We start from the raw sequence: 25,050 nt of genomic DNA, 5'->3' as shown, positions 1-25,050 counted from the left end.
GATTCACGTTATCGGAGGGGAGAAAGGGGGCCTTTAGCCCGGATAATGAAGCTTGCCGTCTTTCCAGGTGTACCCGGCTGCGGCGAGCATATCTTTGGCCTTCTTGACATTCTGACCGCCACCAACCACCGCAGAATTGTGCCAGAACTTGTTGGCTGGTGCGATGACGGACCCACCGGTCGATGCATGGCCACCGAGGACAACATCCCGGATCAATTCAATCGGCATCACATGGCGCATGGCAGCGCGAAAAGCCGGATCGTCAAATGGTGCGATGGTGGTGTTGTAGCTCATGCAGTACATGCCATGGCTCGGATATCCCTTACCAACAACGCCGCGGACACTGTTTAGGTCTTCCATCAAGCTCGGCTTGAGGATGTAACGGGTCCGGTCGCATTCGCCTTTTTCGATCGCTGCCGCCATTGCGTCATGGCTGCCGTAAACGACGCGAATGATCCCGGCACATTTCGGCGGATTAAAGTGTTCGGCGTTGGCCGACACCTTCAGCTCCTTTCCGCGGTCCCAGTAGTCGAACTTGAACGGACCGGAACCAATCGGATGTTCGTTGGCATAGTTCAACGGATCTTCGACATCGACCTCTTGCGGAATTTTCCTCCAGATGTGCTTCGGCAAGATAAAGAGCGATGCAAATAGGGACACAAAGAGTGGCGCATATGGCTCTGCCAGATGAACCCGGAAACTATGCGTTCCGGTGACCTCGATACGGTCCACTTTTTTCAAGGAAGCTGCAAAGAATGGCGCGCCGTATTCCGTACAATAATCGAAGGAGAATTTAACGTCCTCCGCTGTCACATCTACGCCGTCATGGAACTTCATGCCGGAACGCATGGAGACGTCAATCGTTGTTGGATCCACAATGGTGTAGCCTTCGGCCGCCCATGGCCAAACCTTGCCGTCAGGACCAACACGGAACAAACGATCATAGATCATCCGCAGTTCCAGGAACTCGTTGTTGTCCTTCACTGCGATTGGGTTCATGCTTTTGAGCGGCGATGTTGCGCCGGTTCGCACATATCCGTCACCATCCAACACCGTCATATTGATATCGGTCCAAAATGACCCGATGCCCTCGCCCATTTGCGGCACCAGATTTCCGATCCGGTCTTCCCGATAGGCGTTGGTCATTTGCGGATTGACCAGGATATGGTTCGGCTGATCATCGTAGATCAGCTGCTGCGCTTCATAGACCAGCTCTTTGCGCTTTTCCGCATTCATCTCCGCTTGCTGGGCTGCCGCCAATTCATCAACTCGGGCGTTCTTGTATCCGGACCAATTGTAACCGCCGGACTTGTGCTGACTGGAGTGGTGCAGCTGATAGATGAAAACATTCGGGTCGATCCGGATTGCGGCTCCGGACAGCCGCACCAAGAAGGCCTCAAAGTCATGCTCCATGATGACTTTCTGGATACCCTGATTGTAGTCAATTGGGTTCGCCTGAAGGTTAAAACCGATCGATTGGCAAGCTTTGGCGATCAGCCGGGCTGCTTCCGGGCGCACAGGATCGAACTTTGCTGTAGACGTAATCAGCGTGCGGCTTTCAACCGGTTGCCCTGACTTAGATGCCCAAGCTGGCAAGCTTGATCCGACTGATGCCGCCACCGCACCAAAAGCGGCTCCGGCTTTCAAAAACTGTCTGCGGGAAACTGTATCCCTCATCGCACCCTCCCCAAATGGAATATTCATTTAACTAAGTACATCAAGGGATTTCAAAATATCAAAGTCGAAATAGTGACTTATATATTCCAAAAAGTTATAGTCTGGTATGTCTTTGAATTTCAGATCAATAGAAGCCTTTAAGGCGCTTATGGAGGCCGGCACTGTTAGCAAAGCAGCTGACAGAATGCTGATAACTCAACCTGCAGTTAGCAAGCTGATTTCTGCATTCGAGGCCTCCGTTCCAATCCCCGTATTTACCCGGGAGGGAGGGCGGCTGGTGCCAACTCCAGAAGCCCGGCTCATTTACGCTGAGGTTGACCGTATGTTCAGCGGCATCTCTGAACTGGAACGGTTTGCGCATAAACTCGCCGACAAGACGAGTGGACATGTGTCGATCGGTGTTCTGCCAGCTTTATCTATCGGAGCAGTACAAGAATTCGTGTCCGGTTTTTTGGAAGAACGACCCGACGTCCAGATTTCGCTGCACACACGAACTTCCATGCAGTCGACGGAGCAACTGCTGCTTAGAAAGATTGATGTTGCCATAGCGGTGAACCCTCCCAGCACACCTGAAATCGATCTGCGCCACCTGGTTGATGCGAAAGGCGTTTGTATTCTTCCAATAGGTCATCCACTTGCGGAAAAGGAGGTTATTGAGGCCAAAGATTTGCACCTGCAGGATTTCATCTCGCTGACGAACCTGGACGGATCCCTTCAGCGTGTTGAAGCCAGTTTCATGAAAGACCGTGCAACACCGCACGTTCGTATTGAGACACCGGTGACCGCAACCGCTTGCGCTTGTGTTGCCGCCGGGATGGGTATCAGTATCGTCGATCCATTTGTTGCCGATGCGTTTTCCCACCGACTTCAGATCCGGAGATACGAACCAGACGTCTATTTCTCGATCTTTTCCTGCATGTTGTCGAATGCAACGTCCATCACGCAGCTCGCGCACTTGTTCCAGGACGAGCTACATGACCACTTTCCCAAGCAATATGGCCGGCTCACCGATAGGCTCCAAATCAGCTAGCCTTGATGATGTGACATAACAATTCTCTTAAACGCTCAAAATCTATGGGCAATACACCGGGTCCGCCTCAATGCGCGTGAGCAGTTCCATAACTTCTTGCTGCCAGCCTTCTTTGATCCGGCGGGCAAGTTGGGACAGCGGACGATAAATTGGCGTTATGATCGAGTAGTCATAGCGGAAGGCTTCCGACAGCTTTCGGAAGACGACACGTCCCACGGAGGAATTGATTTCCTGTTCTGTGGCCATCGTCAGGGGATCCACGATCGATAGGCAACGCCCGACACTGATGAACTGCATGATGGGCAGGAAAAACTGACTGTCCAACACGACGTTTGGCGTTATGCCAGCGGCTATCATTGTCTGCACGGTTTTCTGCCGGACTATGTGAGAGCTTTGAAGCAGCCCGAGCGGCACGTGATCCAAATCCTTCCAAGAAATGGCGTCTTTTTCCGTCAATGGATGGTCTTCCGGCATGGCACAGAAACAGTTTGCCGAAATCGTTTCCTGCCGGAAGGTTACTGTTGACGGCTCGCGGCCGATCAGATCGGCAAAGCCGAAATCCAAGCCTTGTGTGGCCCCCAGTTCTCGAATTTGCGGCGAAGACCGGCTGGAAAATACGATGTGAACATCGGGATTGGCACCAACAGCCCGGCTGATGTACCTCGGCATCAAAAAAGTAGACGGACCGGGCATGCAGGCGACATTCAGACTGCCGCTCTGGCCAGCTTTCAGGCTTTTCATAGTTCCTGCAACACTCGAAACCCTGTCCAGGATTTCACTAGCCTCCGCCATAAGGTACTGGGCTTCCGGAACCGGCACCAATTGACGGCCGCGGCGTTCAAAAAGTTTTAGTCCGAGGGTCTCCTCAAGCGAGCGGATTGCAGCACTGATCGCAGGCTGTGTTCTACCAAGCTTTTCAGCAGCTTCTGATAAGGACGCCGAATTCATCACAGCTCGAAAGGCTGTCATCTGAGACAAATTCACGAACACCTCCCACGAGTTCACAGGCCAACGCCACCCTCTAATACATAAACAAAATTTTGAAACATCAAAAATATTAAAATTTGTTTTTATCTTAAACCTGCATCACTCTACGTTCTTATCGATCCGGGGCGCGACGATCCTGGACGAAACCAGAGGGACTGAAAATCATGTTTTATCGCTTGGCCGTCGCAGCCATCGCGGCGTCACTAACGGCAGGTACCGCGCTTGCCGAAGATCCGAAATTTTTCCGCATCGGCACTGGCAGTGCAGGCGGGACTTACTTTCCGATTGGCGGCACGATTGCCAACGGCATTTCCGCACCTCCCGGCTCCCGCCCTTGCGACAAAGGCGGCCAGTGCGGTGTGCCTGGCCTCATCGCTATTGCTCAATCGACAACCGCTTCGGTCTTCAACAATGCCGCAGTTCAAAATGGTGAATTGGAAGCTGGTCTGGCGGGCGCTTATTCAACCCGGGATATGTATCTGGGCGAAGGCAAGTTTGAAGGCAAACCGCATCCAAAGCTACGGGTTGTTGCCAATCTTTATCCGGAAGACCTTCACCTGGTCCTGGCCAAGGGCACCAAGATCAACGATTTGGGTGATCTGAGAGGCAAACGCGTAGGTATTGCCCAGGCAGGTTCGGGAACTCAAGTCGCCGTTGAGGCGATGCTCGGTCTTTGGGGCGTTAACCGGGACAATATCGATGAAGCCGAATTGAACAACAGCCAGTCCGCAGAGCGCTTGGCCGACGGTCAGCTGGACGCCTATTTTTACGCCGCAGGCTGGCCGGTCTCTGCAATGGTTCAACTGGCGACAACCAAAGGCATGGATCTGCACAGCTTTACCGATGAAGACATGGCGAAGATCAATCAGGCAGTCCCGGCCTACATCCCATCAATGATCCCGGCTGGGGCCTATGAGGGTGTTGACTACGACGCCAAGACACCTGCCGTTTCAGCCTTGCTGGTCGTCTCGTCGGATCTCTCCGAAGATTTCGTCTACGCCATCACCAAAGCACTTTGGAACGACAACACCCGCAAACTGCTGGATAATGGCCACGCCAAGGGCAAACAAATTACGCTCGACACTGCACTCGATGGTGTTGCTGCTCTTGGTGTTCCACTCCACGACGGCGCTAAGAAATTCTACAAAGAAGCAGGCATGATGGAATAATCAACGCCGCATGCAGCCTGCTACACTGGGCGGTGCGTCCCCTGTCGTACCGCCCCTTTTCAAAGAGAACTGACGATTTTTAGGATTTTGAGCAATGAGCGATGCGTCTCAGGCCGGTCTCCGCAATCCAGTGGTGGAGGAGCTTTCGGCCGATGAACTGGCAGCGATCGAGAAGAAATATGATGAAGGCGCGGCCACTCGCCAGGTTTCTGCTCATTTCGCCAAGGTTCTGAGGTATGTCGCGCTCGTTTTTGCTACCTACCACTACTTAACGGCGGGATTCGGCCTGCCGCCCGACTATTGGCATATGGGTTGGCACCTGTCGGGCCTGTTTATCCTGATTTATGCGCTGTTTCCGCATATCAAAACCAAGACATCTTTCGACTTGAACACCGGCGCCCTGCATCTTGGCGGCGTCCCGTTTCTCGATATCATCCTGATGGTTCTGGGCATTGCCGCCTCTCTCTATCTCGGATTTGCATGGCACGGCATTCCCGCCTTGGGGATCGAGGAACAAACGTTCCGGATGGGCAACCCCAACACCTATGACCTGATCTTCGGCTGCATCCTGATTGCTCTGGTCCTCGACATCGCCCGGCGCACCTTGGGCTGGGTTCTGCCGCTCATCATCTGCGTCTTCATTTCCTACGCATTGTTCGGCCCGATCTTTCCGGGAATTCTTCAGCATCCCGGCGTGAAATTTCGCACCTTTGTGTCGTCAATGTATTTCCCGCAGGAAGGTATCTTTGGCGTGACCCTGTGGGTCGTCTCAACCATCGTCTTTCATTTTGTCCTGTTCGGTGTCATCGCTCAGCGCACCGGACTGGGCCAGCTCTTCATCGACAATGCCACGATCCTGGCGGGTCGTTATACTGGCGGACCCGCAAAGGTCTCAGTTGTCTCCTCGGCCTTTTTCGGCACGATCTCCGGATCTTCGGTTGCCAATACCGTCTCCACCGGAGCCTTGACCATCCCCAACATGAAACGGCTTGGTTATCCAGGTCACTTTGCGGGCGGGGTTGAAGCCGCGGCATCCGCTGGAGGACAAATCACACCGCCAATTATGGGTGCAGCCGCCTTCATCATGGCGGAATTCCTGGAGGTGCCCTACACCACCATCGTCGTTGCCGCGATTTTCCCGGCACTTCTGCATTACACCGGGGTATTTGCCGTTGTGCATTTGATGGCCCGCCGCTTGGGCCTAAAAGGTATGTCAGCCGACTTGCTGCCGAAACTGGGGCAAGTCTGGCGCGATGGCTGGGCCAACATGGTGCCGCTAGTGGGCCTGCTGACAGTGCTCTTTTCCGGCTACACGCCTTATATGTCCGCTTTTTGCGGCATATCCCTCACCTTGATCGCTGGAATGGCGCGTGTGAAGTCGCCACTCACGCTGGTCTATCCGGCAGCATTTATCGCTTTTGTTGTTTGGAAATATGCAGGCGGCGGATTTGATCTACCAATGTCTGCGCTGCTCATCGCCGGTGCGGCCTTGGCAACGTTCAACCCTCAGCGCCGCACAACTGTGAGCGAAATGGCCGATACGATGGAAACGGGAGTAAAATACGCTCTCGCAGTCGGGGCTGCAGCGGCTGCAGTCGGCATCGTGATTGGTGTCATCAACACCACCGGTGTTGGTTTCCGTATCGGCTTCATGGTGACACAGGCGGCCGCCAATTTGGGCGGCGACCTGCATGGATTGTTCAGCATCGGCAATTTCGAGCTGTTCAGTGTTGAAGATCTGACCCTCTTTATCAGCCTTGTCTTTATCGCGATTGCTTGCATTTTGATGGGCGCGGGTGTTCCGACAACTGCGCTTTACATCATGCTGGTTTCGGTCGCCCAACCTGCCTTGGCTCAGCTCGGAATTCCTCCGATCGCAAGCCATATGTTTGTGCTCTACTACGGTGTCGTTGCAGAGATTACACCACCGGTTTGCACATCCGCCTATGCAGCTGCAGCCATTGCCAATTCCAACCCGTTCAGAACCGGCATTTCGGCCTTTTCACTTGGTCTTGGCAAGGTCGTTGCCCCGATGGCATTTGTCTATGCACCAGTCTTACTGTTTGTCTCTTCGACCGGCTTCGATTTCCTCGAGTTCACCTATACCGCTGCAAGTTGTATCGCAGGCGTCATCGCCCTGTCGGCGGCGGTGGTGGGGTATTGGCTCGTTCCCATGGGAATGATCTTCCGGGTTCTGCTCGCGCTTTCCGGCCTGGTCTTCATTGCGCCCTCAATCCAGGCGGATCTGATTGCGCTTGCAATTGCCAGCCCGGCCGTTCTGAGCCAGATCGTTCAGTCGCGCCTCTTACGGGCAGAAGCTATCTGAACAGTCATGACCCAAAGCGTAACAATTCTTGGCGCAGGCGCGATTGGTCTGTGCACCGCCTTATCCTTGGCTGAACGCGGCATTTCGGTTCGATTGATTGATCGCGGCGCTCCAGGCCAAGAAGCCTCCTTTGGCAATGCAGGCGTCATTTCGCCTTGGTCATTTGTCCCCCAGTCGCAGCCAGGCATCTGGAAGAAAATGCCAGCACTAATGTTCGGCAAACACCGTCCGCTCAGCGTTCGCATGGGCTTCTGGCTGCGGATGCTGCCTTGGGGCCTGCAATTCTTGCGCAACAGTTCCGAAGTCCGCACCCGGCAAATTTCTGACGCCATGGAACCCTTATGCGCGCCATCGATAGATCTCTACCGCCGCCATCTGAAAGGGACAGGACAAGAGCATCTGATACAAGACTGCGCCTACGTCCATGCCTTCCGAGACGACAATCCAGACCGGCTAAAATCCTTGGATTATCGGATCCGGCAGGAGAAAGGAGCGGCCCTTGAGCTGGTTGGACAAAGCAGTTTGCAAAAGATCGAACCGGCCCTCTCCCCCGAATTCAAGGCCGCGGTGCTAATTCACGGTCAGGCCCGCGCCCAGTCGCCGGGCCGGATCATGACAACGCTTGCGGGTAAGGCAGAAAGACTGGGCGTCGACATTCTGCAATGCGCGGTTACCGGAATCAGAAAAAGGGAAAGCGGCTGGGAAATCGACTGCATGGAAACCAAGCTGACGGCACCATGCATCATTGTTGCAATGGGGGCCTGGTCGGCGGATCTGTTAAAACCTTTGGGTATTTCCGTGCCTCTTGTGGCCGAGCGCGGCTATCATATTGAGTTTCCTTTTGCCGGGATTGAACTTCAGAATTCTGTAATGGACACAGACGCCAAAATCGTTGCGAGCACCATGGAAGGTGGTTTACGCGTGGCCGGTCAGGCGGAGTTTGCCCACGTCGAGGCACCAAAAGACATGCGGAAGGCCCAGCGCATGCAAAATCAGGCAAAAGCTGCCTTTCCTGACCTCGAAATTCGAGAACCCCGGCACTGGATGGGGAGCCGTCCGTCGTTTCCCGACAGTCTGCCAATGATCGGCGAATTTGAAAGATTGAAGGGGCTCTATGCCGGCTTCGGCCACAGCCACTATGGTTTGATGATGGCCCCAAAGACCGGAGAGCTGCTCGCTGACCTGATTACAGGCCGAACTCCAAACTTCCAACTGGCTGCGTACTCGGCAGAACGGTTCAACATGTCTTGAACCTCCTCATCTTGAACACTTTGTACAGCTGCGACCCAGCGATTTCGCACTTCAAGGCGGCACTAAGGGATCCGGAAAAACCGGATCCCTAACTCAAGCTCAGCCAAGGACCTCTGTGACCGCTTTTCTGACGCCGTCAACAATCGTATCAGCCTCGTCTTTGGTTACGCAAAGCGGTGGTGCAAACCCGAGGATATCGCCTTGCGGCATCGCACGCGCGATAACACCGTTCTTAAGCAACGCGGCCGCCAGTGCCGGTCCAATTTTGCGGGCCGGGTCGAAGAAGGTCCGTGTGTTCCGGTCTTCAACAAATTCGGCCGCAATCAACAGCCCTTCGCCGCGAACCTCGCCGACATTCGGATAATCTCCAATGGCATCCTGCAGCGCCAGCTTCAGATAGGCGCCGGTTTCTCCGGCATTGGAGACCAGCCCCATGCTGTCAACCAGCTCGAGATTGGCAATGGCGGCAGCCGCCCCAATCGGATGGGCGGAGTAGGTCCAGCCATGACCGATCGGACCGGTTTCGTCTGTGCCTTCCATCAGGACCTCCCAGACCCTGTTGGAAATGATCGATCCGGAAAGCGGCGCATATGCTGAGGTCAAACCTTTGGCGATTGTGATGATGTCTGCTTCAAGGCCGTAGTGGTCCGATCCGAACATCGACCCAAGACGCCCGAAACCGGTGACAACTTCGTCGGCGATCAGCAGGATATCGTGCTTTTTCAGGATCGGCTGAATGGCAGCCCAGTACCCGGCAGGCGGAGGAACAAGACCACCTGTCCCCATGGCCGGTTCACCGATAAACGCCGCGATCGTATCTGCGCCTTCACGTTCAATCAGGGCTTCCAATTCAGCAGCGCAATGCGCCACAAAATCGGCTTCGCTCATAGAGATATCCGGACAGCGGAAATAGTATGGGGCTTCCGTATGCAGGACGTTGCCGAACGGCAAGTCAAACTTCTTGTGGAACAGCTCTAGGCCGGTCAAGGACCCAGTCATCAATCCGGAACCGTGGTAACCACGCCAGCGGGAGATGATCTTTTTCTTCTCCGGACGGCCGAGGATGTTGTTGTAGTACCAGACCAATTTGATGTTGGTTTCGTTCGCATCAGAACCGCCGAGGCCGAAATACACCTTGGACATGTTGGCCGGTGCCCGGTCGAGGATCATTTTTGACAGGGTGATGGAGGCTTCTGTGCCGTGCCCAACATAGGCATGGTAATAGGCAAGTTTCTTGGCCTGTTCTGCGATGGCTTCCGCAATTTCCTGACGGCCATAACCAACGTTGACACAGTATAGACCAGCAAAAGCATCCAGAAGTTTGTTGCCGTCCCGGTCCTCAATATAGACACCAGACCCGGTCTCAACGATCCGGCTGGGTGCTTCGCCGCGGGCGTGCTGGCCAAGATGGGTTGACGGATGAAAGAAGTTTTCCCGATCCCACTGATCGAGCTTGTCGTTTCGAAGCATATCGTTTCCTCTTTTTTATTTGGTCAGGCCCAATCACGGCAGACGTATTTAACATCCATGAAGTCAGCCATGCCCATGCGGGCCCCTTCGCGGCCAAGGCCTGACTGTTTCATGCCGCCAAAGGGGATTGGCGCACCGGTCACCTTGGTTCTGTTAATGGCAACCATGCCGAACCGGAGACAACGGCTGGCCCGGTAAATCCGGCGTGGATCGCGAGTATGCACATAAGCCACTAGGCCATATTCGGTATCGTTTGCCCGGCGCATGACATCTTCTTCCGTGTCAAACGGCGCGATTGCGGCCACAGGGCCGAATGTCTCCTCGTGCATGATCTTAGCGGTCTCTGGAACGTCGCAGAGGACCGTAGGTTCGTAAAACAAAGGTCCGGCAGCATGTTGTTTGCCGCCACACAGGAGCGTCGCACCGGCTGCCAGGGCATCGGCGACATGGCTCTTCTGCTTGTCGACTGCCTTTCGGTTCATCAACGGGCCAATGTCAGGATCGCTGTAACCTGGTCCGACCACTAGCTCGCAAGTGCGGGCAGCAAAGCGTTCACAAAATTCCTGATAAACCGGCCGCTCAACCAAAAACCGGTTCGCGCCGAGGCAATCCTGACCGGAAGTCGCGAATTTGGCTTTCACAGCTTCATCAACTGCCAGATCCAAATCGCAATCCGCAAAGACAAGAAAGGGCGCATGCCCGCCGAGTTCCAACACCATGCGCTTGATGGTGTTTGCGCTTTGGCGATATAGCAGCTTGCCGATTTCCGTCGAACCAGTGAAAGAGACTGCCCGGACGCGCGGGTCGTCCATCAACGGCTGAACAACGGTTACCGGTTCACCAGTCACCACATTGAAGACACCGGCCGGCATGCCGGCACGTTCGGCGAGTTCCGCCAATGCCAAACACGAAAATGGCGTTTCGCCGGATGGGTGCACAACCACGGTGCAGCCAGCAGCAAGAGCCGCCGCAGCTTTACGCGTTACCATGGCACTGGGAAAATTCCACGGCGTGATCAAAGCAGCCACTCCGACCGGTTCCAGCCAGACTTCCACCTCTGCGTCGGCAAGATGGGACGTTACCCCCTCAACATTCGGCCGTTTGGCTTCTTCGGAATAAAACTCGACGAATGAAGCACCGTAATCCACCTCACCTCGAGATTCTGAGATGGGTTTGCCTTGCTCGAGCGTCATGATCTGCGCAAGATCCTCACGATGCTCGGCGATCAGTTCAAACCATCGCCGCAAGATGGCTGCCCTTTGTTGCGGCAACAATCCGGCCCAGCCGTCAAAACTTCTGTGTGCAGCGTCAACAGCGGCAGAACTTTCGGCAGAATTCAGGCTTGCGACGTCACCAATCCAGTCCCCCGTTGCCGGGTCGGTGACCGGAAGCGTGTGCCTTTTATCATTTGCGGTCCACTTGCCATCGATATAGGCAAATGTGCGGAACAATCGTTTGTCGTTGAGATGAAATGTCGTCGTTTCCTGATGAATGGGCATTGCCATTGATCCGGCCTCCTTTTGCTTGACCGGATCGTAAGAGGAGTTTCATGGAAGAAACGACTAAAGAAAGACGTCGGCGAAGACGTTACATTCTTATTCGGTGCCGTCGCCAGCAGATCCATCTGGCAGATCCCGACCGAGGAGGAAATTCAATGGAGGAGCTCCGCGGAGTTTGACCGGCTTCGTCACAACGTAGGTATAGTATCTTGCGAAACCTACCTTCCCCTCCAGCAGGGTATCGATAAGCCGCTGATAGCTGTCGATGTCCCGGGTGATAACTTGAAGAACATAATCAAATCCGCCACCTACGGCCCAGCAAGCCACGATCTCTTCGTGCCGGTCCATGGAACGTTCAAAAGCCTGGAAACTCTCTGCCTTATGGTTCTCAAGCTCGACGGTAACAAAGACTTCGATGTGCGGGGCTACGCCTTTCAGCGAGATATCAGCATTGTAGCCGCGGATAATACCTGCGTTTTCCAAACGCTTTAGGCGCTCCCACAGAGGGGTGGGAGACAGGTTCACACGTTTGGCAAGGTCCGCTTTGGAAAGCCGTCCCTCTTGTGACAAAAGGGACAGGATCTTCAGGTCGCGGTCGTCAAGTTTCAGCCCAATCATGGCGCGACCATGGCTGTGATGATATGCCTTGTCAATTGTTATGATTAGCTCCAATATCAAATCATGACAATATGGAAAAGCTTCCCACAGCCCATTCAAAGGCCTGCCTATCGCTCGCTTGCGGACCTGATTGCAACTGCAATTAAAAACGGTGAACTAAACGTCGGTGAGAAACTGCCCCCGCACAGAGAACTCGCTTATCAACTGAACATCAGCGTGCAGACAGTCAGCCGGGCCTATGATCTCCTAATACGGCGAGGGATGATATCCGGTCAGGTTGGTCGCGGAACTTATGTGAATTCAAAGCCTGTTGAGACGGATGCTCCGTATCTGTCGACGGGCCTTGGCGAGTCTTTGGTGGACTTCTCCAACCTCAAGCCGGTGAGCGGGCATATTCATCTGGACAAGATGCACAATGCATTGGTGAATCTGTCCGAAACGCTTCCGCCATCAGCAGTCTTTTCCTTCCGGCCAGCCAACGCTTTGCGCCCGTATCAAACGGCCGCGGCCTCATGGCTGGAGCAATGCGGTGTTGTCTGCTCGCCCGATCGGGTTGTGCTTACAAACGGAAGCAGTTCCGCCATGACAACAGCGTTTATGAGTGTGATCGATGGCAGCGCGATCGTCGTGACGGATGGGGTTTGTCATCACCCGCTAATCCGTTTGTCCCGATACATGGATTTTGACGTACAGGGGCTGGCAACGGACCAGGAAGGTATCATCCCAGAAGCCCTGGAGCTTGCCTGCCGTAACAAAGAAATTAAGATACTGTTTCTATTGCCGAATGGTTTGAATCCAATGGCCCATGTCATGGGTCTGGAGCGCCGGAGGCATCTTGTTTCCATTGCCCGAGTTCATGATCTTTTGATCATTGAGAACGATGCCTGGGGCCCGCTCCAGCCAAGACGCCTTCCACCTGTCGCGGCCCTGGCTCCTGAGCGGACTTTCTATTTCACAAGCTTCACCAAGTGCCTTATGCCGGGACTTCGGCAAGGGTATCTGGTCGTGCCTGAACACCTGGCTCCGGTAGCGGCAAACCGGCATTTGGCGATCGATTGGATGGCAACACCGCTCGTTGCAGAAATCGCGGCTAAATGGATTGAGGATGGCACGGCGGACCAGCTTATTGACTGGCAGAAATCTGCTTTGGCGCGAAGGAATGCGCTTGCTCAGGACGCATTATCCTCCGTGCCGTTCAACAGCAGCCCGAATGGTCTTCACATATGGATGCCCCTGCCGGATGGTTGGTCAGAGGAGGTTTTTATTGAAGCGGCGCGGCAGCGCGGTGTGGTTGTTGCCCCCGGATCGGCGTTCACGCTTCCAGGGATAAAGGTTGAGCCAGGCATTCGGATTTGCCTTGGCAACACCGGTGAGGACCAGTTCATTTTTGGCTTGGAGCAACTGGCTGCGATCTGCCAAAACCCGCCAGGACCTTACACGGACATCTTTTAGCATCCGTCGACAAAATTGTCATGATTTAATATATTTATTGACCTGTAATTGTCCTTTCTTCAGTCTCCACAAACGATCTCTGAGGAGCTGGAAATGGATAATGTTTGTTGGACATCGATAGTTGTGCTGAGGGGGGACCAGTGAGCGCAAGCTGTCGGTTTCAGGTGGCGGATTTTGTTGCCGCCCGTTCGGCGATTTCAACCGCCGTTCGGCACACGCCGGTGGTGCCGTCTGCCAAACTCGGTGCACATGCAGGCGTACCTGTTCATCTCAAGCTGGAACACCTGCAGGACACCGGCAGTTTCAAACTCCGGGGCGCAACGAATGCTGTTGCGAAATTGGATCACGAAGCGCGCCGCCGTGGTATCGTCGGCGTTTCAACCGGAAACCACGGCCGGGCACTCGCATTTGCGGCCAAACAGGCTGGCGTTTCCTGCACAATATGCATGTCTCGCCTAGTGCCGGAAAATAAGGTTGCGGCAATCCGGGACCTGGGTGCCGAAATCCTGATTACCGGCAACTCGCAGGATGAAGCGCAGATCGAGGCGGACCGGCTGGTCGCTGAAAGGGGGCTTGTACTCCTGCCGCCTTTCGATCATCGGGATGTCATATGCGGACAGGGCACACTTGGTCTCGAAATTCTTGAAGATGTTCCCGATGTTGGAACCGTGCTGGTTCCGCTTTCGGGCGGCGGGCTGATTTCAGGTGTTGCCGCGGCAATGAAAGCAACGAAACCGTCGGTCAAGGTGATCGGGATCTCCATGGAAAGAGGCCCGGCTATGATTGCATCGTTAAAAGCAGGTTGTCCCGTTCAGGTCACCGAAGAACCCAGCCTTGCCGACTCCCTTGGCGGGGGCATCGGATTGGATAACCGGTTCACATTTCAGATGACCCAGGATCTGGTCGATGAGGTGGTTTTGGTAAGCGAAGCCGAAATCGCCGCTGGAATACGTCATGCGTATTGGCAGGAAAAACAGATCATTGAAGGTGCTGCAGCTGTTGGCATTGCAGCCCTGATCAGCGGGAAAGTGCGATTAGATGCCTCAATTGTCGCGGTTCTGTCTGGCAGAAACATCGACATGAAGCTGCATCACCGCATCACCTCCGGCGAAGATGTCGATCTCGCGGCTGAAGAGGACGAGTAAACCATGCCCGACATTTCCATTCTAACGGAAGATGAATTGCGAAAAGCGGTTCAGCTTGACCTGACCGCAATTGACAAGGTTGCGCGGGGATTTGCCGCTTTAGCCTCCGGCGGTGTCGTCATGCCGCCGATCTTGTCGATGGACATTGCTCAGTTCAACGGTGAGGTTGATGTAAAGACAGCTTATGTCCCGGGGATCGACAGCTTTGCAATTAAAGTGTCGCCGGGTTTTTTCGACAATCCCAAGATTGGTTTGCCGAGCACGTCTGGATTGATGATCCTGTTTTCGGCGAAAACCGGAATGGTCGAGGCATTGCTGCTGGACAACGGTTATCTGACAGATATCCGCACAGCTGCAGCGGGAGCTGTTGCGGCGAGACACTTGGCACCGGAAGAAGCCTCCAGTGCCTGCATTGTCGGGGCTGGAACCCAAGCCAGGTTGCAACTCCAGGCTTTGTGCCTAGTCCGGCCAATCAGAAAAGCTTTGATCTGGGCGCGCGACCCGGAAAAGGCATCAAATGCGGCAAGCCAGATGACGAAACAGCTCGGTATCGAGGTGTTGCCGGCTTCCGATCTGCCGGCAGCAGTCTCTCAAACCGATGTGATTGTGACGACGACCCCCAGCACCGCCCCCCTCATAAGCGCGGAATGGTTACAGCCTGGACAGCACGTCACTGCAATGGGCTCGGACCAATCTCACAAGAGTGAACTCGCGCCTGAGTGTTTGGCCAAGGCAGATCTTTATGTTCCGGATCGTCAGTCGCAAACCGAGTTGATGGGAGAATTACGCGCGGCTCTAGCAGCCGGCGCCGTGACCAAAGGCACGCAGTTTGATGATCTGGGCGCGATTGTATCGGGAAAGGCGGCCGGCCGGACCTCGGATGCGGCCATCACGATCTGTGATCTGACCGGAACCGGCGTTCAGGATACCGCAATTGCAACATTTGCCCGAGCCCGGGCACAGGCCGCAAATGCCGGCATAACCATCGAAACATAAGCAAGGGATTGCGCCTGTGATTGAGCTTACTCTCCGCTTTTCCAGAGACGAATATCATCAGCGGGTCAGAAAGACCCGGGAAGCGATGCAAGCCGCTGGCCTGGATTTGCTCATCGTTTCAGATCCTTCCAATATGAACTGGCTGACTGGCTATGACGGCTGGTCATTCTACGTGCATCAGGCTGTGCTGGTCGGTCTGGACGGCGAACCGATCTGGTTCGGGCGCGGGCAGGATGCAAACGGAGCGCTTCGGACCTGCTTCATGCATCCGGACCGAATTATCGGATATCCGGATCACTATGTGCAATCGACGGATTGTCATCCGATGGATTACCTTTCGACCAGGATTGAAGACTTTGATTGGAGCAAATCCAACATTGGCGTGGAGATGGACAATTACTATTTCTCCGCGGCCGCCTTTGCATCCCTGCAAAGGAACCTTCCAAATGCCCGCTTTCACGATGCCAATGGTCTTGTGAATTGGCAACGCGCTGTCAAATCCGAACGGGAACTCGAATATCTCCGGATTGCCGGTAAAAAGGTCGAGAACATTCATGCCCGTATCCTAGAAAAGGCCGAGGTTGGTCTGCGCAAATGCGACCTGGTCGCGGAAATCTATGATGCGGGACTTAAATATGATGCCGACTTGGATGCAGGTGGCGACTATCCAGCCATCGTTCCTCTTGTACCGTCGGGAAGTGATGCTGCTGCACCACACCTGACATGGGACGATCAGCCAATGCTTGCCGGCGAAGGGACGTTCTTCGAAGTCGCCGGTGTCCACAATCGCTATCATTGCCCATTGTCGCGCACTCTTTTTCTAGGGAAACCGGACCAGAAATTCCTGGATGCCGAGCAGGCTGTATTAGAAGGACTTGAAGCGGGGCTGGAGGCAGCAAGGGCCGGGAACCTGTGTGAAGACATTGCACATGCCTTTTTCGCAATCCTAAAAAAACACGGCATCACAAAGGACAATCGGACGGGGTATCCGATCGGACTGTCATATCCACCCGATTGGGGCGAACGCACCATGTCTTTGCGCAATGGCGACCGCACGGTCTTGCAGGAAAACATGACGTTTCATTTCATGACCGGCCTTTGGATGGAAGACTGGGGATTTGAGATCACGGAAAGCATTGTCATCCGGGACGGTGAACCCGAATGCCTTGCAAATGTTCCGCGCAAATTGTTTGTGAAAGCCTGACCCATGACCAAAAATCCGATTGTTCCAACGATCCCGTTTGACGAAGACGGGGTCCATCATGGGTATCTGCGCCTGCCCTATAGCCGCGATGATTCCGCCTGGGGCTCAGTCATGATCCCCATCACGGTGATCCGGAACGGCAACGGCCCGACGGCTTTGTTGACCGGCGGCAATCACGGCGATGAATATGAAGGCCCGGTCGCCCTGCAAGATTTGTCCATTTCCTTGTCTCCAGAAGACATCACAGGCCAGGTCATCATTGTACCGGCCTTCAACTACCCGGCGTTCGAAGCAGGAACGCGAACCTCCCCGATCGACAAAGGTAATTTGAACCGGTCTTTTCCCGGCAGACCAGATGGCTCAGTGACAGAGAAGATCGCCCACTATTTCGAGACGGTTCTGATCCCCTTGGCCGACATCGTTCTCGATTTTCATTCTGGCGGTAAGACGCTGGATTTTGTGCCCTTTGCCTCTGCTCACGTGCTCGAGGATAAGGCCCAGCAGGAAGCCTGTGTTGCCGCTGTCAACGCCTTCAATGCGCCCTACACAGCGATCATGCTCGAGATTGACAATGTCGGCATGTATGACACTGCGGTTGAAGAAAAGGGCAAGGTTTTCGTGACGACCGAACTTGGTGGCGGCGGCACTTCGACCGCCCGGTCAATCGCAATAGCAAAGAAGGGCATCCGAAACGTTCTGCGGCACGCCGGTATCATGCAGGGAGACCTTGAGCACAGCCCGACTATCTCACTCGACATGCCCGATAGCGACTGTTTTGTCTTCTGCGAAGGCAATGGCATGATTGAACCGGTTTTGGATCTCGGTGATGACGTGGCTGCCGGTGATGTGGTCGCCAGAGTTTGGGCAACGGACCGCACAGGTGTTGCCCCGGTTGAATACCATGCCAAACGATCCGGCATCCTGATGGCCCGCCATTTTCCGGGACTGATCAAATCCGGAGACTGCCTCGCAGTTGTCGCGGACGTTGTTTGATCGCAGAGCAATCAGCGAGTTTTAGAACCCCCTGGTGCAAATGCTACCCCCACAACAATAGCCGCTGACAAGGAACTCAAAAGCGAAAAACACCCAATTACCTTCGTGATCTTTGCCGCTTGACCCTGACACTAGTGTCAATCCTCTAAGCCTATGCGCACATCAAAATGTGCCGCATTCGAAGATAGGATTAAACTCAGGATGACACGGGAAACCACTTGGCAGGACAAGGTTGCAATCATCACCGGAGGCAGCTCTGGCATAGGCAAAGCCACTGCGCTCGCTCTGGCAAAACGGGGCGCTAAAGTCCTTGTCACCGGTCGCGATGAGAAGAAGCTGGCCAATGTGGCGGCAGCGGATAAGGCAATCGTTACATTAAAGGCAGACAGTTCAGATCCCGGCAGCGCTGCGCGCATTGTTGGCAACGCACTCGACCGTTGGGGGCGGCTGGATCTGATCGTCAACAACTCAGGTGCCGGTCAGCCATTACCGGTTACGGCCTATGACGCCGACCTTATCTCCAGGATGTCGGCGATCAATATCGTTGCCCCTTCTCTGCTGGTGAAAGAAGGCCATCAGGCGTTACGGGCGACCAAGGGGTCGATTGTCAACATTGGAACTGCTGTATCGCGGAACGCGGTTCCGATGGTGGCGCATTATGCAGCCACAAAAGCCGCTCTGGAACATTTGACCCGTTCCTGGGCTATCGAGTTTGCCGGCGATGGCATCCGGGTGAATGCGATTGCGCCAGGCCCGGTTAAAAGTGGCGCTCTGACCGGCATGATGGGATTGCCGGACGAGATGGCTCAGCAGATCGAGAAGCAAGAAGAAGCTCAAGTTCCTCTCGGTCGGCGCGGCGTTCCCGCTGATATTGTCCCCTGGGTACTCCGGCTGGGCAGTTCGAAAAACGAGTGGCTGACCGGACAAGTCCTGACAGTGGATGGCGGCTGGTCGCTTCGAACCTAATACTTGGGCAATAGGGGCGGAAAACCGTTTCCGCCCAACGTTATTGATCTTCGATCTGGCCCTAAACATATATGCCAAAGTTAGTTGGAAAGGGAATGGGATGCAGGCCAAGGAAGCTGCCGAACGGCTTGGGATTACCCAACGTATGTTACGCCATTATGAGAAGACCGGCTTGCTGGATGTGCGCAGGTCTGAAAACGGGTATCGCACTTATGGCGAAGCTGATTTACGCCGTGCCGGGCGCATTCGCGACTTTATTGCGACGGGATTTTCCACCCGTGAAATTCGCGCCATGAGTGCCTGTCTATCAGATGAGGGAGCCGGGCCTTGTGAAGGTGGAATCGCCAAACTGACAGAAAAGCTCGAACACATCGACCGGCTGAGGGCCGATCTCGAGACCCGCCGGAATGCCGTCCTTGATCGTCTGTCTGTTTTAAAGGCAGAGCTTTTGAAGGATCAGACGCCGGATGGCTCGAACCGAACAGGGTTTTCCGACGCAATCCTGCTGATCCAATCGAAGAAGATACCGGCTTCCGCTGTTTCACGGTTGATCGATAAGAAATAACCTTCGTTCGCGCTCAGCAGGATTGGGTGAATGGGTTCTGCCAGGTTGCTCTTAAGCGGATGGCGGGCGAGCATTTCATTGACTAGACACGCCCCGTTTCCTTTGACTGCCAATTCAAGCGCAGTGCCATATGAATCGACAAAGATCGAAGGTTTGGGGCATTTGATCTTCGCAGCAGCACTCCACGCCTCCCAACCTCCGGAAACTCCGACAGCTTCAATCAACGGATAATCTCCCATCTCGCCGCTGAGGCTTACCGGCTTCAGCGCGATCAGTTTGTTGCTGCCGAGCAAAACAGCCTTTGGGCCGGCCTGTTTGCGTGAGCCAAAACTGATGACAATATCTGCAAGAGACCGCCTGAATTCATCAGGCCAGACTGCGCCCATGAACCTAAGCGATATATCAGGATGTTCGGCCTGGAAGGCAGGCAGAACAGGTGCAATGACCCATTGAAGCACACTGATTGAAAGAGAGATCGTCAATAGTTTTTCCGGCTTCTCCGGTAGAAACGACCGGGTGGCCTCAGTTAGCTGATCGAGCGCAGCATCAACTTGGGGCAGCAAACGCCGGCCATTGTCGGTCAAGGCAAGCCCGCGCGGTTTGCGCTCGAATAACGGCACCCCCAATCGAAGTTCCAGCGATTTGATCTGCTGGCTGACAGCGGATTGTGTCATGCCGATTTCTTCCGCTGCGGCGGTGAAGCTCAAATGCCTGGCCGCGGCCTCAAATGCGCGGAACCAGTTTAGCGGCGGTAAAGCTGAAGCCATACGCAAGTTACCCATTAGTTTGACTAATACATAAGTGTCAAAATCATTCGTTTGTGCGGATTGTCAAGCGAGCGAATACTTCGGGCCGACGCTGATAGGAACCAAACGGAGAAGATGGATGCAGCCCGAAGTCCGGAAAATAGTCACGTTCGAAGAAGAGATCTTCATTGAGGGTTTTAAGAAGACCGAGCACCCATGGCATCTGTTTGCGGCTGCAGCCGTTGTGAAAAACCCTTGGGCTGGCCGGTTTGTTGAAGATCTAAAATCGGAAATTCTGGCTTTCGGCCCCGTTCTAGGTGAGTTGCTGACAGAGCGCATGATCAAGCTTGGCGGCAGCGGCGACGCCATTGAAGCTTATGGCAAGGCGGCGGTTGTCGGTCTTGATGGGGAAATCGAGCACGCCTCCGGTCTGATCCATACCTTGCGCTTCGGTAATCATTACCGAGAAGCCGTTGGCGCAAAGTCCTATCTTGCCTTTACCAACACCCGAGGACCGGCCGATGCGCCAATCATGATTCCGCTTATGGATAAAAACGACGCCGGGCGACGATCTCACTATCTGACAATTCAGTTTTCTATCCCAGATGCTCCGCGCGCTGACGAAGTGGTTGTCGTCCTGGGCGGAGCAACGTCTGGCCGACCCTTTCATCGCATTGGCGACCGGTATCAGGATCTGAAGGAGATGGGACGTGACGTGGACAACCCGGCCGCGGTCTAAATGCGCAGGTATCGCCAGCATCCGCCAGGGAGAAGGTCTTGAGGTGTTGCTAATCCATGGTGTCGGACTGCGCGCGGAAGCCTGGAATGCGCAGATTGACGGGCTCTGCGGGGAGTTTCAGATGGTTGCAGTAGATATGCCCGGTCATGGTGAAAGCGTTCCTCTTGATGGTCCAGCATACCTCGCCGAATTCACCGCACGCATTGCTAGGGTTTTGGATGGCCCGGCCGTGATCATCGGACACTCTATGGGCGCCATGATTGCTCTCGATCTGGCAGCCCGCACTCCGGATCTGGTTTGCGGTGTTGTGGCTTTAAACGCGATCTACCGGCGCACAACTGAGGCAAAAAGAGCCGTCCAACAACGGAGCAAGGCGCTTAGCAACTCGGGTTTTCAAGACTATGAGCCCACGCTGGCGCGCTGGTTTGGATCTGATCAGTCAGACGCACGCAAAGCCTGCGAATACTGGCTAAAGACCACAGATTTGCAAGGGTACAGCGCTGCCTATCAAGTCTTTGCCGAGGAGGACGGACCATCGGATGACCTGCTCCAAGGGCTGTCCTGCCCAGCCGTATTTATGACTGGCGGACTTGAGCCGAATTCGACGCCGGAAATGTCCGAAACGATGGCTCGATTGGCGCCCCGAGGAAAGGCCCAAGTGATTGCGGATGCCGCGCATATGATGCCGATGACGCATCCGGACCAAGTCAACAAAGCTCTGCTGGATTTTGTGAGGGAGTGCACGACATGAAGCCTATCGATCCCCGCGAGTTACGGACTGCCTTTGGCCGTTTCATGACCGGTGTTACGGTGGTTACAGCACGGGACAAAAGCGGAAAGCCGGTTGGTTTCACGGCAAACTCCTTTACATCCGTATCCTTGGACCCACCGCTATTGCTGGTCTGCCCGGGAAAATTCCTATCAAGCTATGAGGCCTTTACTTCCTGCGACCGCTTTTGCGTTAGCGTCCTGGAAGAAAGCCAAACCGATGTTGCAAATACCTTTGCTGGTTTCAAAGGTGATAGATTTGCCAAGACTGATCATCTGCTGGATGCCCATGGCATCCCTGCCCCGCGAGGGGCAATTGCAAGATTCTCGTGCCAAACCCACAACGCCATTCCCGCCGGTGACCATGTCATCCTGATCGGCGAAGTAACTGCATTCGAGCAAACGGCTGGAGCAGGCCTTGGGTATTCGGAAGGTCAGTTCTTCAGCCTGACGCGCGAACGTAACGCACGTGATCCATCCGCAAAAATGAATGTCGTAGGAGCACTGGTTCGTCATCAAGGCAACGTTTTGCTGGAAAAGACCGCCGACGGTTACCAGCTGCCCGAATGCGCGGTTCCTGAAAGAACAGCTCTCCGGAAATCCCTTACAGCCACGTTAAGACAACAGGGCGTGACAGCCAGTTTTGGCCCTGTCTATTCAGTTTTCGATGATCCCGGTGAGGATACGCATTTCGCGTACCTCCTTGCGGAAGCAACCAGTGTAGCAGCTGACACCAAATTGACTTCGGTTGCTCCAAAAGACTTTCCCGGTCTGAAATTCACCAGTCCGCCGCTTGCCAGCTTGTTATCTCGCTACGCCCAAGAATGCAGGACCGGAAACCTCAATTGTTATCTCGGTGACACGGTCTCAGGAGAGATCCACGCATTGACAGAGGGGATTTAATCCATGGAGTTTTCTCTTTTTGCCCATATGGAACGGCTCACGCCCGACCAACCCCATGAAAAACTCTACGAGGAGTTTCTGTCCCTATGCAAACTCGCCGATGACGGTGGTATGCGGGCTATTTGGACCGGTGAACACCATGGTATGGAATTCACAATTGCGCCCAACCCGTTCCTGACGCTTGTCGACCTCGCGCATCACACAAAAAATGTGCGACTGGGAACCGGTACTGTGATTGCACCTTTCTGGCATCCGATAAAATTAGCTGGCGAAGCGGCCGCAGCCGATTTGATGACCGGCGGCCGGATCGAACTTGGCGTCGCCAGGGGCGCATACTCCTATGAATATGAGCGTCTGATGCCCGGACTGGAAGCCTGGGAAGCCGGCCAGCGCATGCGCGAAACGGCCCCCTTGCTGAGACCTCTGTGGCAAGGAGACTGTGAGCATCATGGCGGTTTCTACAACTTTCCCGCCACAACGTCAGCTCCCAAGCCCTTACAGGAAAACGGCCCGCCAATCTGGATCGCAGCCCGAGACCCGAACAGCCACCAATTCGGCGTTCACCAAGGTTTCAACATCCAGGTCACGCCGCTTTGGCAGGGGATGGAGGAAATTGAAAGCCTGATGGATCGCTTCAACGACGCTTGCGCCACCTACGACGGCCCAAGGCCCAAGGTCATGCTGCTTCATCACACATATGTAGCTTCGGATGGCGATGATGCAGCACTGGCGGCACAGGAACTTTCCCGTTTTTATTGTTATTTTGGAGCCTGGTTCCAAAACAAACGGGCTGTATCAAAGGGCCTGATTGCTGAACTTTCTGAAGAAGAAATGGCAGCCAACAAAATGATGGCGCCAGAAAACATGGCCCGTGACCTGACGATCGGAACGGCGCAAGACGTCATTGACCGCCTCAAGCGCTATGAAGATCTTGGATACGACGAGTTTTCATTCTGGATTGACAGCGGCATGAGCCATGAACGCAAAACAGCGTCTTTGAACAGATTTATCGATGACGTGATGCCGGCATTCGGCTGAGGGGGAAGAATGCAGCACTATCAGCTCTATATTGATGGCCGCTGGCGCGAGGGCGCAGATGGCCAGGTGATGCACAGCCAGAACCCTGCCACCGGTGAAAACTGGGCATCCTTTGCGTGTGCAGCGCTGTCAGATGTTGAAGAGGCAATTGGCGCTGCCCGCCGGGCCCTGAGCGACCCCAACTGGCGGGATTTGAGCCAAACCCAGCGTGGCAAGTTGCTTTACCGGCTGTCCGAATTGATCGAAGAAAAGGCCGAAGATCTTGGCCGGCTGGAAACCACGGACAGCGGCAAATTACTCGCCGAAACCCTCAGCCAGACAAAATACGTCGCCGACTACTACCGTTATTACGCAGGACTGGCGGATAAGATCGAAGGCGCCGTTTTGCCGATCGACAAACCAGATATGCATGTCCACACTCGCCGGGAACCGATCGGCGTTGTCGCAGCGGTGGTTCCATGGAATGCGCAGATGTTCCTGACTGCGACGAAGCTGGGTCCGGCACTTGCCGCGGGCTGCACTGTTGTCCTCAAGGCGTCTGAAATTGCGCCGGTCCCAATGCTCGAATTTGCAAAACTCATTGAGGAAGCTGGATTTCCTCCAGGTGTTGTTTCTGTCGTCACAGGCGATGCTGTGAACTGTGCCATTCCTTTGACCCGGCACCCTGATGTGGACAGGATTGCCTTTACCGGCGGCCCGGAAACGGCCCGCCATGTTGTCCGCAACTCGGCGGAGAATTTTGCGGTAACGAGTTTGGAATTGGGCGGAAAATCTCCGGTCCTGGTGTTCGACGACGCAGACCTCAACGGTGCCGCAAATGGATTGATAGCCGGCAACTTTGGAGCCTCGGGTCAAAGCTGTGTAGCCGGATCACGCGCCCTCGTTCAAAGAAGTGTCTTTGAAGATCTGATTGAGCGTATTTCTGAAAAAGCGGCCACAATCGCTGTTGGTGATCCGCTGGATGCGGCGACCCATGTCGGGCCGCTTTGCACAAAGGCGCAGATCAACAAAATTACCGCAACACTGGAAACGGCCAAGGCGCAGGGAGCCAGAATCCGTTTTGGTGGGGCGTCCCTGTCGCGGCCAGGAAACTACATGGCTCCAACGCTGGTGGAATGTCCATCTTCAGATATTGAAACTCTTAAGGTGGAAATGTTCGGCCCTGTCATGTCTTTGCTGCCCTTCGACACAGAAGAAGAAGCCATTGCCCTGGCAAACGATACGCCCTACGGGTTGGCATCCGGGGTCTTTACCCGGGACGTTGCACGCGCCCATCGGGTTTCAGAAAGGTTGCGGGCTGGCATCTGCTGGATCAACACCTACCGCGCCATATCTCCCATGGCCCCGTTTGGCGGCTTCAACCAGTCCGGTTATGGACGGGAAGCCGGTGTTGAGGCTGTTCTGGATTACACCCGCACGAAGACCGTCTGGATCAACATTTCCAGGGAACCAATGGCCAATCCATTCGTGATGCGATGAGGTATTGCAAAGGCTGAACCAGCAATACA

Annotated in this window: 22 protein-coding genes; 16 read left to right on the top strand and 6 right to left on the bottom strand. The window is 54.6% G+C overall.

Annotated elements, in window-relative coordinates; all coding sequences use genetic code 11:
- Positions 1 to 33: 33 nt before the first annotated feature.
- Positions 34 to 1,677, bottom strand: a complete 1,644-nt coding sequence (locus ACOOFE_RS04730) for an ABC transporter substrate-binding protein (protein WP_420413888.1) — start codon at positions 1,675 to 1,677, stop codon at positions 34 to 36.
- A gap of 106 nt (positions 1,678 to 1,783) precedes the next feature.
- Here ACOOFE_RS04730 and ACOOFE_RS04725 point away from each other — a divergent pair, with 106 nt between their 5' ends.
- Positions 1,784 to 2,707, top strand: coding sequence for a LysR family transcriptional regulator (locus ACOOFE_RS04725; protein WP_420413887.1), 924 nt, complete (start codon positions 1,784 to 1,786; stop codon positions 2,705 to 2,707).
- Positions 2,708 to 2,749: 42 nt separating this feature from the next.
- Here ACOOFE_RS04725 and ACOOFE_RS04720 read toward each other — a convergent pair whose 3' ends face one another.
- Positions 2,750 to 3,691 carry a LysR family transcriptional regulator gene (locus tag ACOOFE_RS04720; protein ID WP_420413886.1) on the bottom strand — a complete coding sequence of 314 codons (942 nt, stop codon included), beginning with the start codon at positions 3,689 to 3,691 and terminating at the stop codon, positions 2,750 to 2,752.
- A 167-nt stretch (positions 3,692 to 3,858) separates the two neighbouring features.
- Here ACOOFE_RS04720 and ACOOFE_RS04715 point away from each other — a divergent pair, with 167 nt between their 5' ends.
- From ACOOFE_RS04715 to ACOOFE_RS04705, 3 genes are all read left to right on the top strand, one after another.
- Positions 3,859 to 4,863, top strand: coding sequence for a TAXI family TRAP transporter solute-binding subunit (locus ACOOFE_RS04715; RefSeq protein WP_420413885.1), 1,005 nt, complete (start codon positions 3,859 to 3,861; stop codon positions 4,861 to 4,863).
- 94 nt (positions 4,864 to 4,957) lie between these two features.
- Entirely contained in the window at positions 4,958 to 7,189 is a 2,232-nt protein-coding gene (locus tag ACOOFE_RS04710; protein ID WP_420413884.1) for a TRAP transporter permease, read from the top strand.
- 6 nt (positions 7,190 to 7,195) lie between these two features.
- The gene (locus ACOOFE_RS04705; RefSeq protein ID WP_420413883.1) at positions 7,196 to 8,440 is read left to right on the top strand and encodes an NAD(P)/FAD-dependent oxidoreductase; all 1,245 of its coding nucleotides are present in this window, start codon (positions 7,196 to 7,198) and stop codon (positions 8,438 to 8,440) included.
- A gap of 99 nt (positions 8,441 to 8,539) precedes the next feature.
- On the opposite strand, the gene ACOOFE_RS04700 is transcribed toward ACOOFE_RS04705, so the two are convergent.
- From ACOOFE_RS04700 to ACOOFE_RS04690, 3 genes are all read right to left on the bottom strand, one after another.
- Entirely contained in the window at positions 8,540 to 9,910 is a 1,371-nt protein-coding gene (locus tag ACOOFE_RS04700) for an aspartate aminotransferase family protein (protein ID WP_420413882.1), read from the bottom strand.
- A 23-nt stretch (positions 9,911 to 9,933) separates the two neighbouring features.
- Complete coding sequence (locus ACOOFE_RS04695) at positions 9,934 to 11,415, bottom strand: NAD-dependent succinate-semialdehyde dehydrogenase (RefSeq protein ID WP_420413881.1); 1,482 nt, start codon at positions 11,413 to 11,415, stop codon at positions 9,934 to 9,936.
- A 90-nt stretch (positions 11,416 to 11,505) separates the two neighbouring features.
- Positions 11,506 to 12,027, bottom strand: coding sequence for an Lrp/AsnC family transcriptional regulator (locus ACOOFE_RS04690; protein WP_420413880.1), 522 nt, complete (start codon positions 12,025 to 12,027; stop codon positions 11,506 to 11,508).
- 63 nt (positions 12,028 to 12,090) lie between these two features.
- On the opposite strand from ACOOFE_RS04690, the gene ACOOFE_RS04685 reads away from it, so the two are divergent.
- The 7 genes from ACOOFE_RS04685 to ACOOFE_RS04655 all read left to right on the top strand — a co-directional run bounded on the left by ACOOFE_RS04685 (position 12,091) and on the right by ACOOFE_RS04655 (position 19,348).
- The gene (locus tag ACOOFE_RS04685) at positions 12,091 to 13,479 is read left to right on the top strand and encodes a PLP-dependent aminotransferase family protein (RefSeq protein ID WP_420413879.1); all 1,389 of its coding nucleotides are present in this window, start codon (positions 12,091 to 12,093) and stop codon (positions 13,477 to 13,479) included.
- 140 nt (positions 13,480 to 13,619) lie between these two features.
- A complete protein-coding gene (gene eutB / locus ACOOFE_RS04680; protein WP_420413878.1) occupies positions 13,620 to 14,624 on the top strand; it encodes a hydroxyectoine utilization dehydratase EutB in 1,005 nt (334 codons plus the stop codon).
- A gap of 3 nt (positions 14,625 to 14,627) precedes the next feature.
- A complete protein-coding gene (gene eutC, locus ACOOFE_RS04675) occupies positions 14,628 to 15,620 on the top strand; it encodes an ectoine utilization protein EutC (RefSeq protein ID WP_420413877.1) in 993 nt (330 codons plus the stop codon).
- 19 nt (positions 15,621 to 15,639) lie between these two features.
- Positions 15,640 to 16,824: an ectoine hydrolase DoeA gene (gene doeA, locus ACOOFE_RS04670; RefSeq protein WP_420415545.1), complete on the top strand. Its 1,185-nt coding sequence runs from the start codon at positions 15,640 to 15,642 to the stop codon at positions 16,822 to 16,824.
- A 3-nt stretch (positions 16,825 to 16,827) separates the two neighbouring features.
- Positions 16,828 to 17,817, top strand: coding sequence for a N(2)-acetyl-L-2,4-diaminobutanoate deacetylase DoeB (gene doeB, locus ACOOFE_RS04665; protein WP_420413876.1), 990 nt, complete (start codon positions 16,828 to 16,830; stop codon positions 17,815 to 17,817).
- 201 nt (positions 17,818 to 18,018) lie between these two features.
- The gene (locus ACOOFE_RS04660) at positions 18,019 to 18,783 is read left to right on the top strand and encodes an SDR family NAD(P)-dependent oxidoreductase (RefSeq protein WP_420413875.1); all 765 of its coding nucleotides are present in this window, start codon (positions 18,019 to 18,021) and stop codon (positions 18,781 to 18,783) included.
- Between the two features lie 100 nt (positions 18,784 to 18,883).
- The gene (locus ACOOFE_RS04655; protein ID WP_420413874.1) at positions 18,884 to 19,348 is read left to right on the top strand and encodes a MerR family transcriptional regulator; all 465 of its coding nucleotides are present in this window, start codon (positions 18,884 to 18,886) and stop codon (positions 19,346 to 19,348) included.
- Here ACOOFE_RS04655 and ACOOFE_RS04650 read toward each other — a convergent pair.
- Positions 19,240 to 20,115, bottom strand: coding sequence for a LysR family transcriptional regulator (locus ACOOFE_RS04650; RefSeq protein ID WP_420413873.1), 876 nt, complete (start codon positions 20,113 to 20,115; stop codon positions 19,240 to 19,242). The two genes, ACOOFE_RS04655 and ACOOFE_RS04650, sit on opposite strands and share 109 nt — an antisense overlap.
- A gap of 118 nt (positions 20,116 to 20,233) precedes the next feature.
- Here ACOOFE_RS04650 and ACOOFE_RS04645 point away from each other — a divergent pair, with 118 nt between their 5' ends.
- The 5 genes from ACOOFE_RS04645 to ACOOFE_RS04625 are packed head-to-tail and all read left to right on the top strand — an operon-like array spanning position 20,234 to position 25,021.
- Positions 20,234 to 20,833, top strand: coding sequence for an amino acid synthesis family protein (locus tag ACOOFE_RS04645; RefSeq protein WP_420413872.1), 600 nt, complete (start codon positions 20,234 to 20,236; stop codon positions 20,831 to 20,833).
- Positions 20,805 to 21,584: an alpha/beta fold hydrolase gene (locus tag ACOOFE_RS04640; protein ID WP_420413871.1), complete on the top strand. Its 780-nt coding sequence runs from the start codon at positions 20,805 to 20,807 to the stop codon at positions 21,582 to 21,584. The genes ACOOFE_RS04645 and ACOOFE_RS04640 overlap by 29 nt, the downstream gene beginning before the upstream one ends.
- Entirely contained in the window at positions 21,581 to 22,504 is a 924-nt protein-coding gene (locus ACOOFE_RS04635) for a flavin reductase family protein (RefSeq protein WP_420413870.1), read from the top strand. The genes ACOOFE_RS04640 and ACOOFE_RS04635 overlap by 4 nt, the downstream gene beginning before the upstream one ends.
- Before the next feature lie 3 nt (positions 22,505 to 22,507).
- Entirely contained in the window at positions 22,508 to 23,542 is a 1,035-nt protein-coding gene (locus ACOOFE_RS04630) for an LLM class flavin-dependent oxidoreductase (protein ID WP_420413869.1), read from the top strand.
- 9 nt (positions 23,543 to 23,551) lie between these two features.
- Entirely contained in the window at positions 23,552 to 25,021 is a 1,470-nt protein-coding gene (locus tag ACOOFE_RS04625; protein WP_420413868.1) for an aldehyde dehydrogenase, read from the top strand.
- The last annotated feature ends 29 nt before the right edge of the window (positions 25,022 to 25,050 follow it).

It is taken from the genome of Roseibium sp., from assembly GCF_965216085.1.
Classification (GTDB): Bacteria; Pseudomonadota; Alphaproteobacteria; order Rhizobiales; family Stappiaceae; genus Roseibium.
Note: the sequence above shows the minus strand (reverse complement) of the source record. Positions and strands in the feature narration are given on the sequence as shown.

Bases quoted from the DNA above. Each gene is read 5' to 3' on its own strand.
- ACOOFE_RS04650 (WP_420413873.1), bottom strand. From the start codon at position 20,115: ATGGCTTCAGCTTTACCGCCGCTAAACTGGTTCCGCGCATTTGAGGCC.
- doeB (WP_420413876.1), top strand. From the start codon at position 16,828: ATGACCAAAAATCCGATTGTTCCAACGATCCCGTTTGACGAAGACGGG.
- ACOOFE_RS04660 (WP_420413875.1), top strand. From the start codon at position 18,019: ATGACACGGGAAACCACTTGGCAGGACAAGGTTGCAATCATCACCGGA.
- ACOOFE_RS04645 (WP_420413872.1), top strand. From the start codon at position 20,234: ATGCAGCCCGAAGTCCGGAAAATAGTCACGTTCGAAGAAGAGATCTTC.
- ACOOFE_RS04710 (WP_420413884.1), top strand. From the start codon at position 4,958: ATGAGCGATGCGTCTCAGGCCGGTCTCCGCAATCCAGTGGTGGAGGAG.
- ACOOFE_RS04630 (WP_420413869.1), top strand. From the start codon at position 22,508: ATGGAGTTTTCTCTTTTTGCCCATATGGAACGGCTCACGCCCGACCAA.
- ACOOFE_RS04715 (WP_420413885.1), top strand. From the start codon at position 3,859: ATGTTTTATCGCTTGGCCGTCGCAGCCATCGCGGCGTCACTAACGGCA.
- ACOOFE_RS04635 (WP_420413870.1), top strand. From the start codon at position 21,581: ATGAAGCCTATCGATCCCCGCGAGTTACGGACTGCCTTTGGCCGTTTC.
- ACOOFE_RS04705 (WP_420413883.1), top strand. From the start codon at position 7,196: ATGACCCAAAGCGTAACAATTCTTGGCGCAGGCGCGATTGGTCTGTGC.
- ACOOFE_RS04625 (WP_420413868.1), top strand. From the start codon at position 23,552: ATGCAGCACTATCAGCTCTATATTGATGGCCGCTGGCGCGAGGGCGCA.
- ACOOFE_RS04725 (WP_420413887.1), top strand. From the start codon at position 1,784: ATGTCTTTGAATTTCAGATCAATAGAAGCCTTTAAGGCGCTTATGGAG.
- ACOOFE_RS04655 (WP_420413874.1), top strand. From the start codon at position 18,884: ATGCAGGCCAAGGAAGCTGCCGAACGGCTTGGGATTACCCAACGTATG.
- ACOOFE_RS04730 (WP_420413888.1), bottom strand. From the start codon at position 1,677: ATGAGGGATACAGTTTCCCGCAGACAGTTTTTGAAAGCCGGAGCCGCT.
- ACOOFE_RS04695 (WP_420413881.1), bottom strand. From the start codon at position 11,415: ATGGCAATGCCCATTCATCAGGAAACGACGACATTTCATCTCAACGAC.
- ACOOFE_RS04690 (WP_420413880.1), bottom strand. From the start codon at position 12,027: ATGATTGGGCTGAAACTTGACGACCGCGACCTGAAGATCCTGTCCCTT.
- eutC (WP_420413877.1), top strand. From the start codon at position 14,628: ATGCCCGACATTTCCATTCTAACGGAAGATGAATTGCGAAAAGCGGTT.
- ACOOFE_RS04685 (WP_420413879.1), top strand. From the start codon at position 12,091: ATGACAATATGGAAAAGCTTCCCACAGCCCATTCAAAGGCCTGCCTAT.
- ACOOFE_RS04700 (WP_420413882.1), bottom strand. From the start codon at position 9,910: ATGCTTCGAAACGACAAGCTCGATCAGTGGGATCGGGAAAACTTCTTT.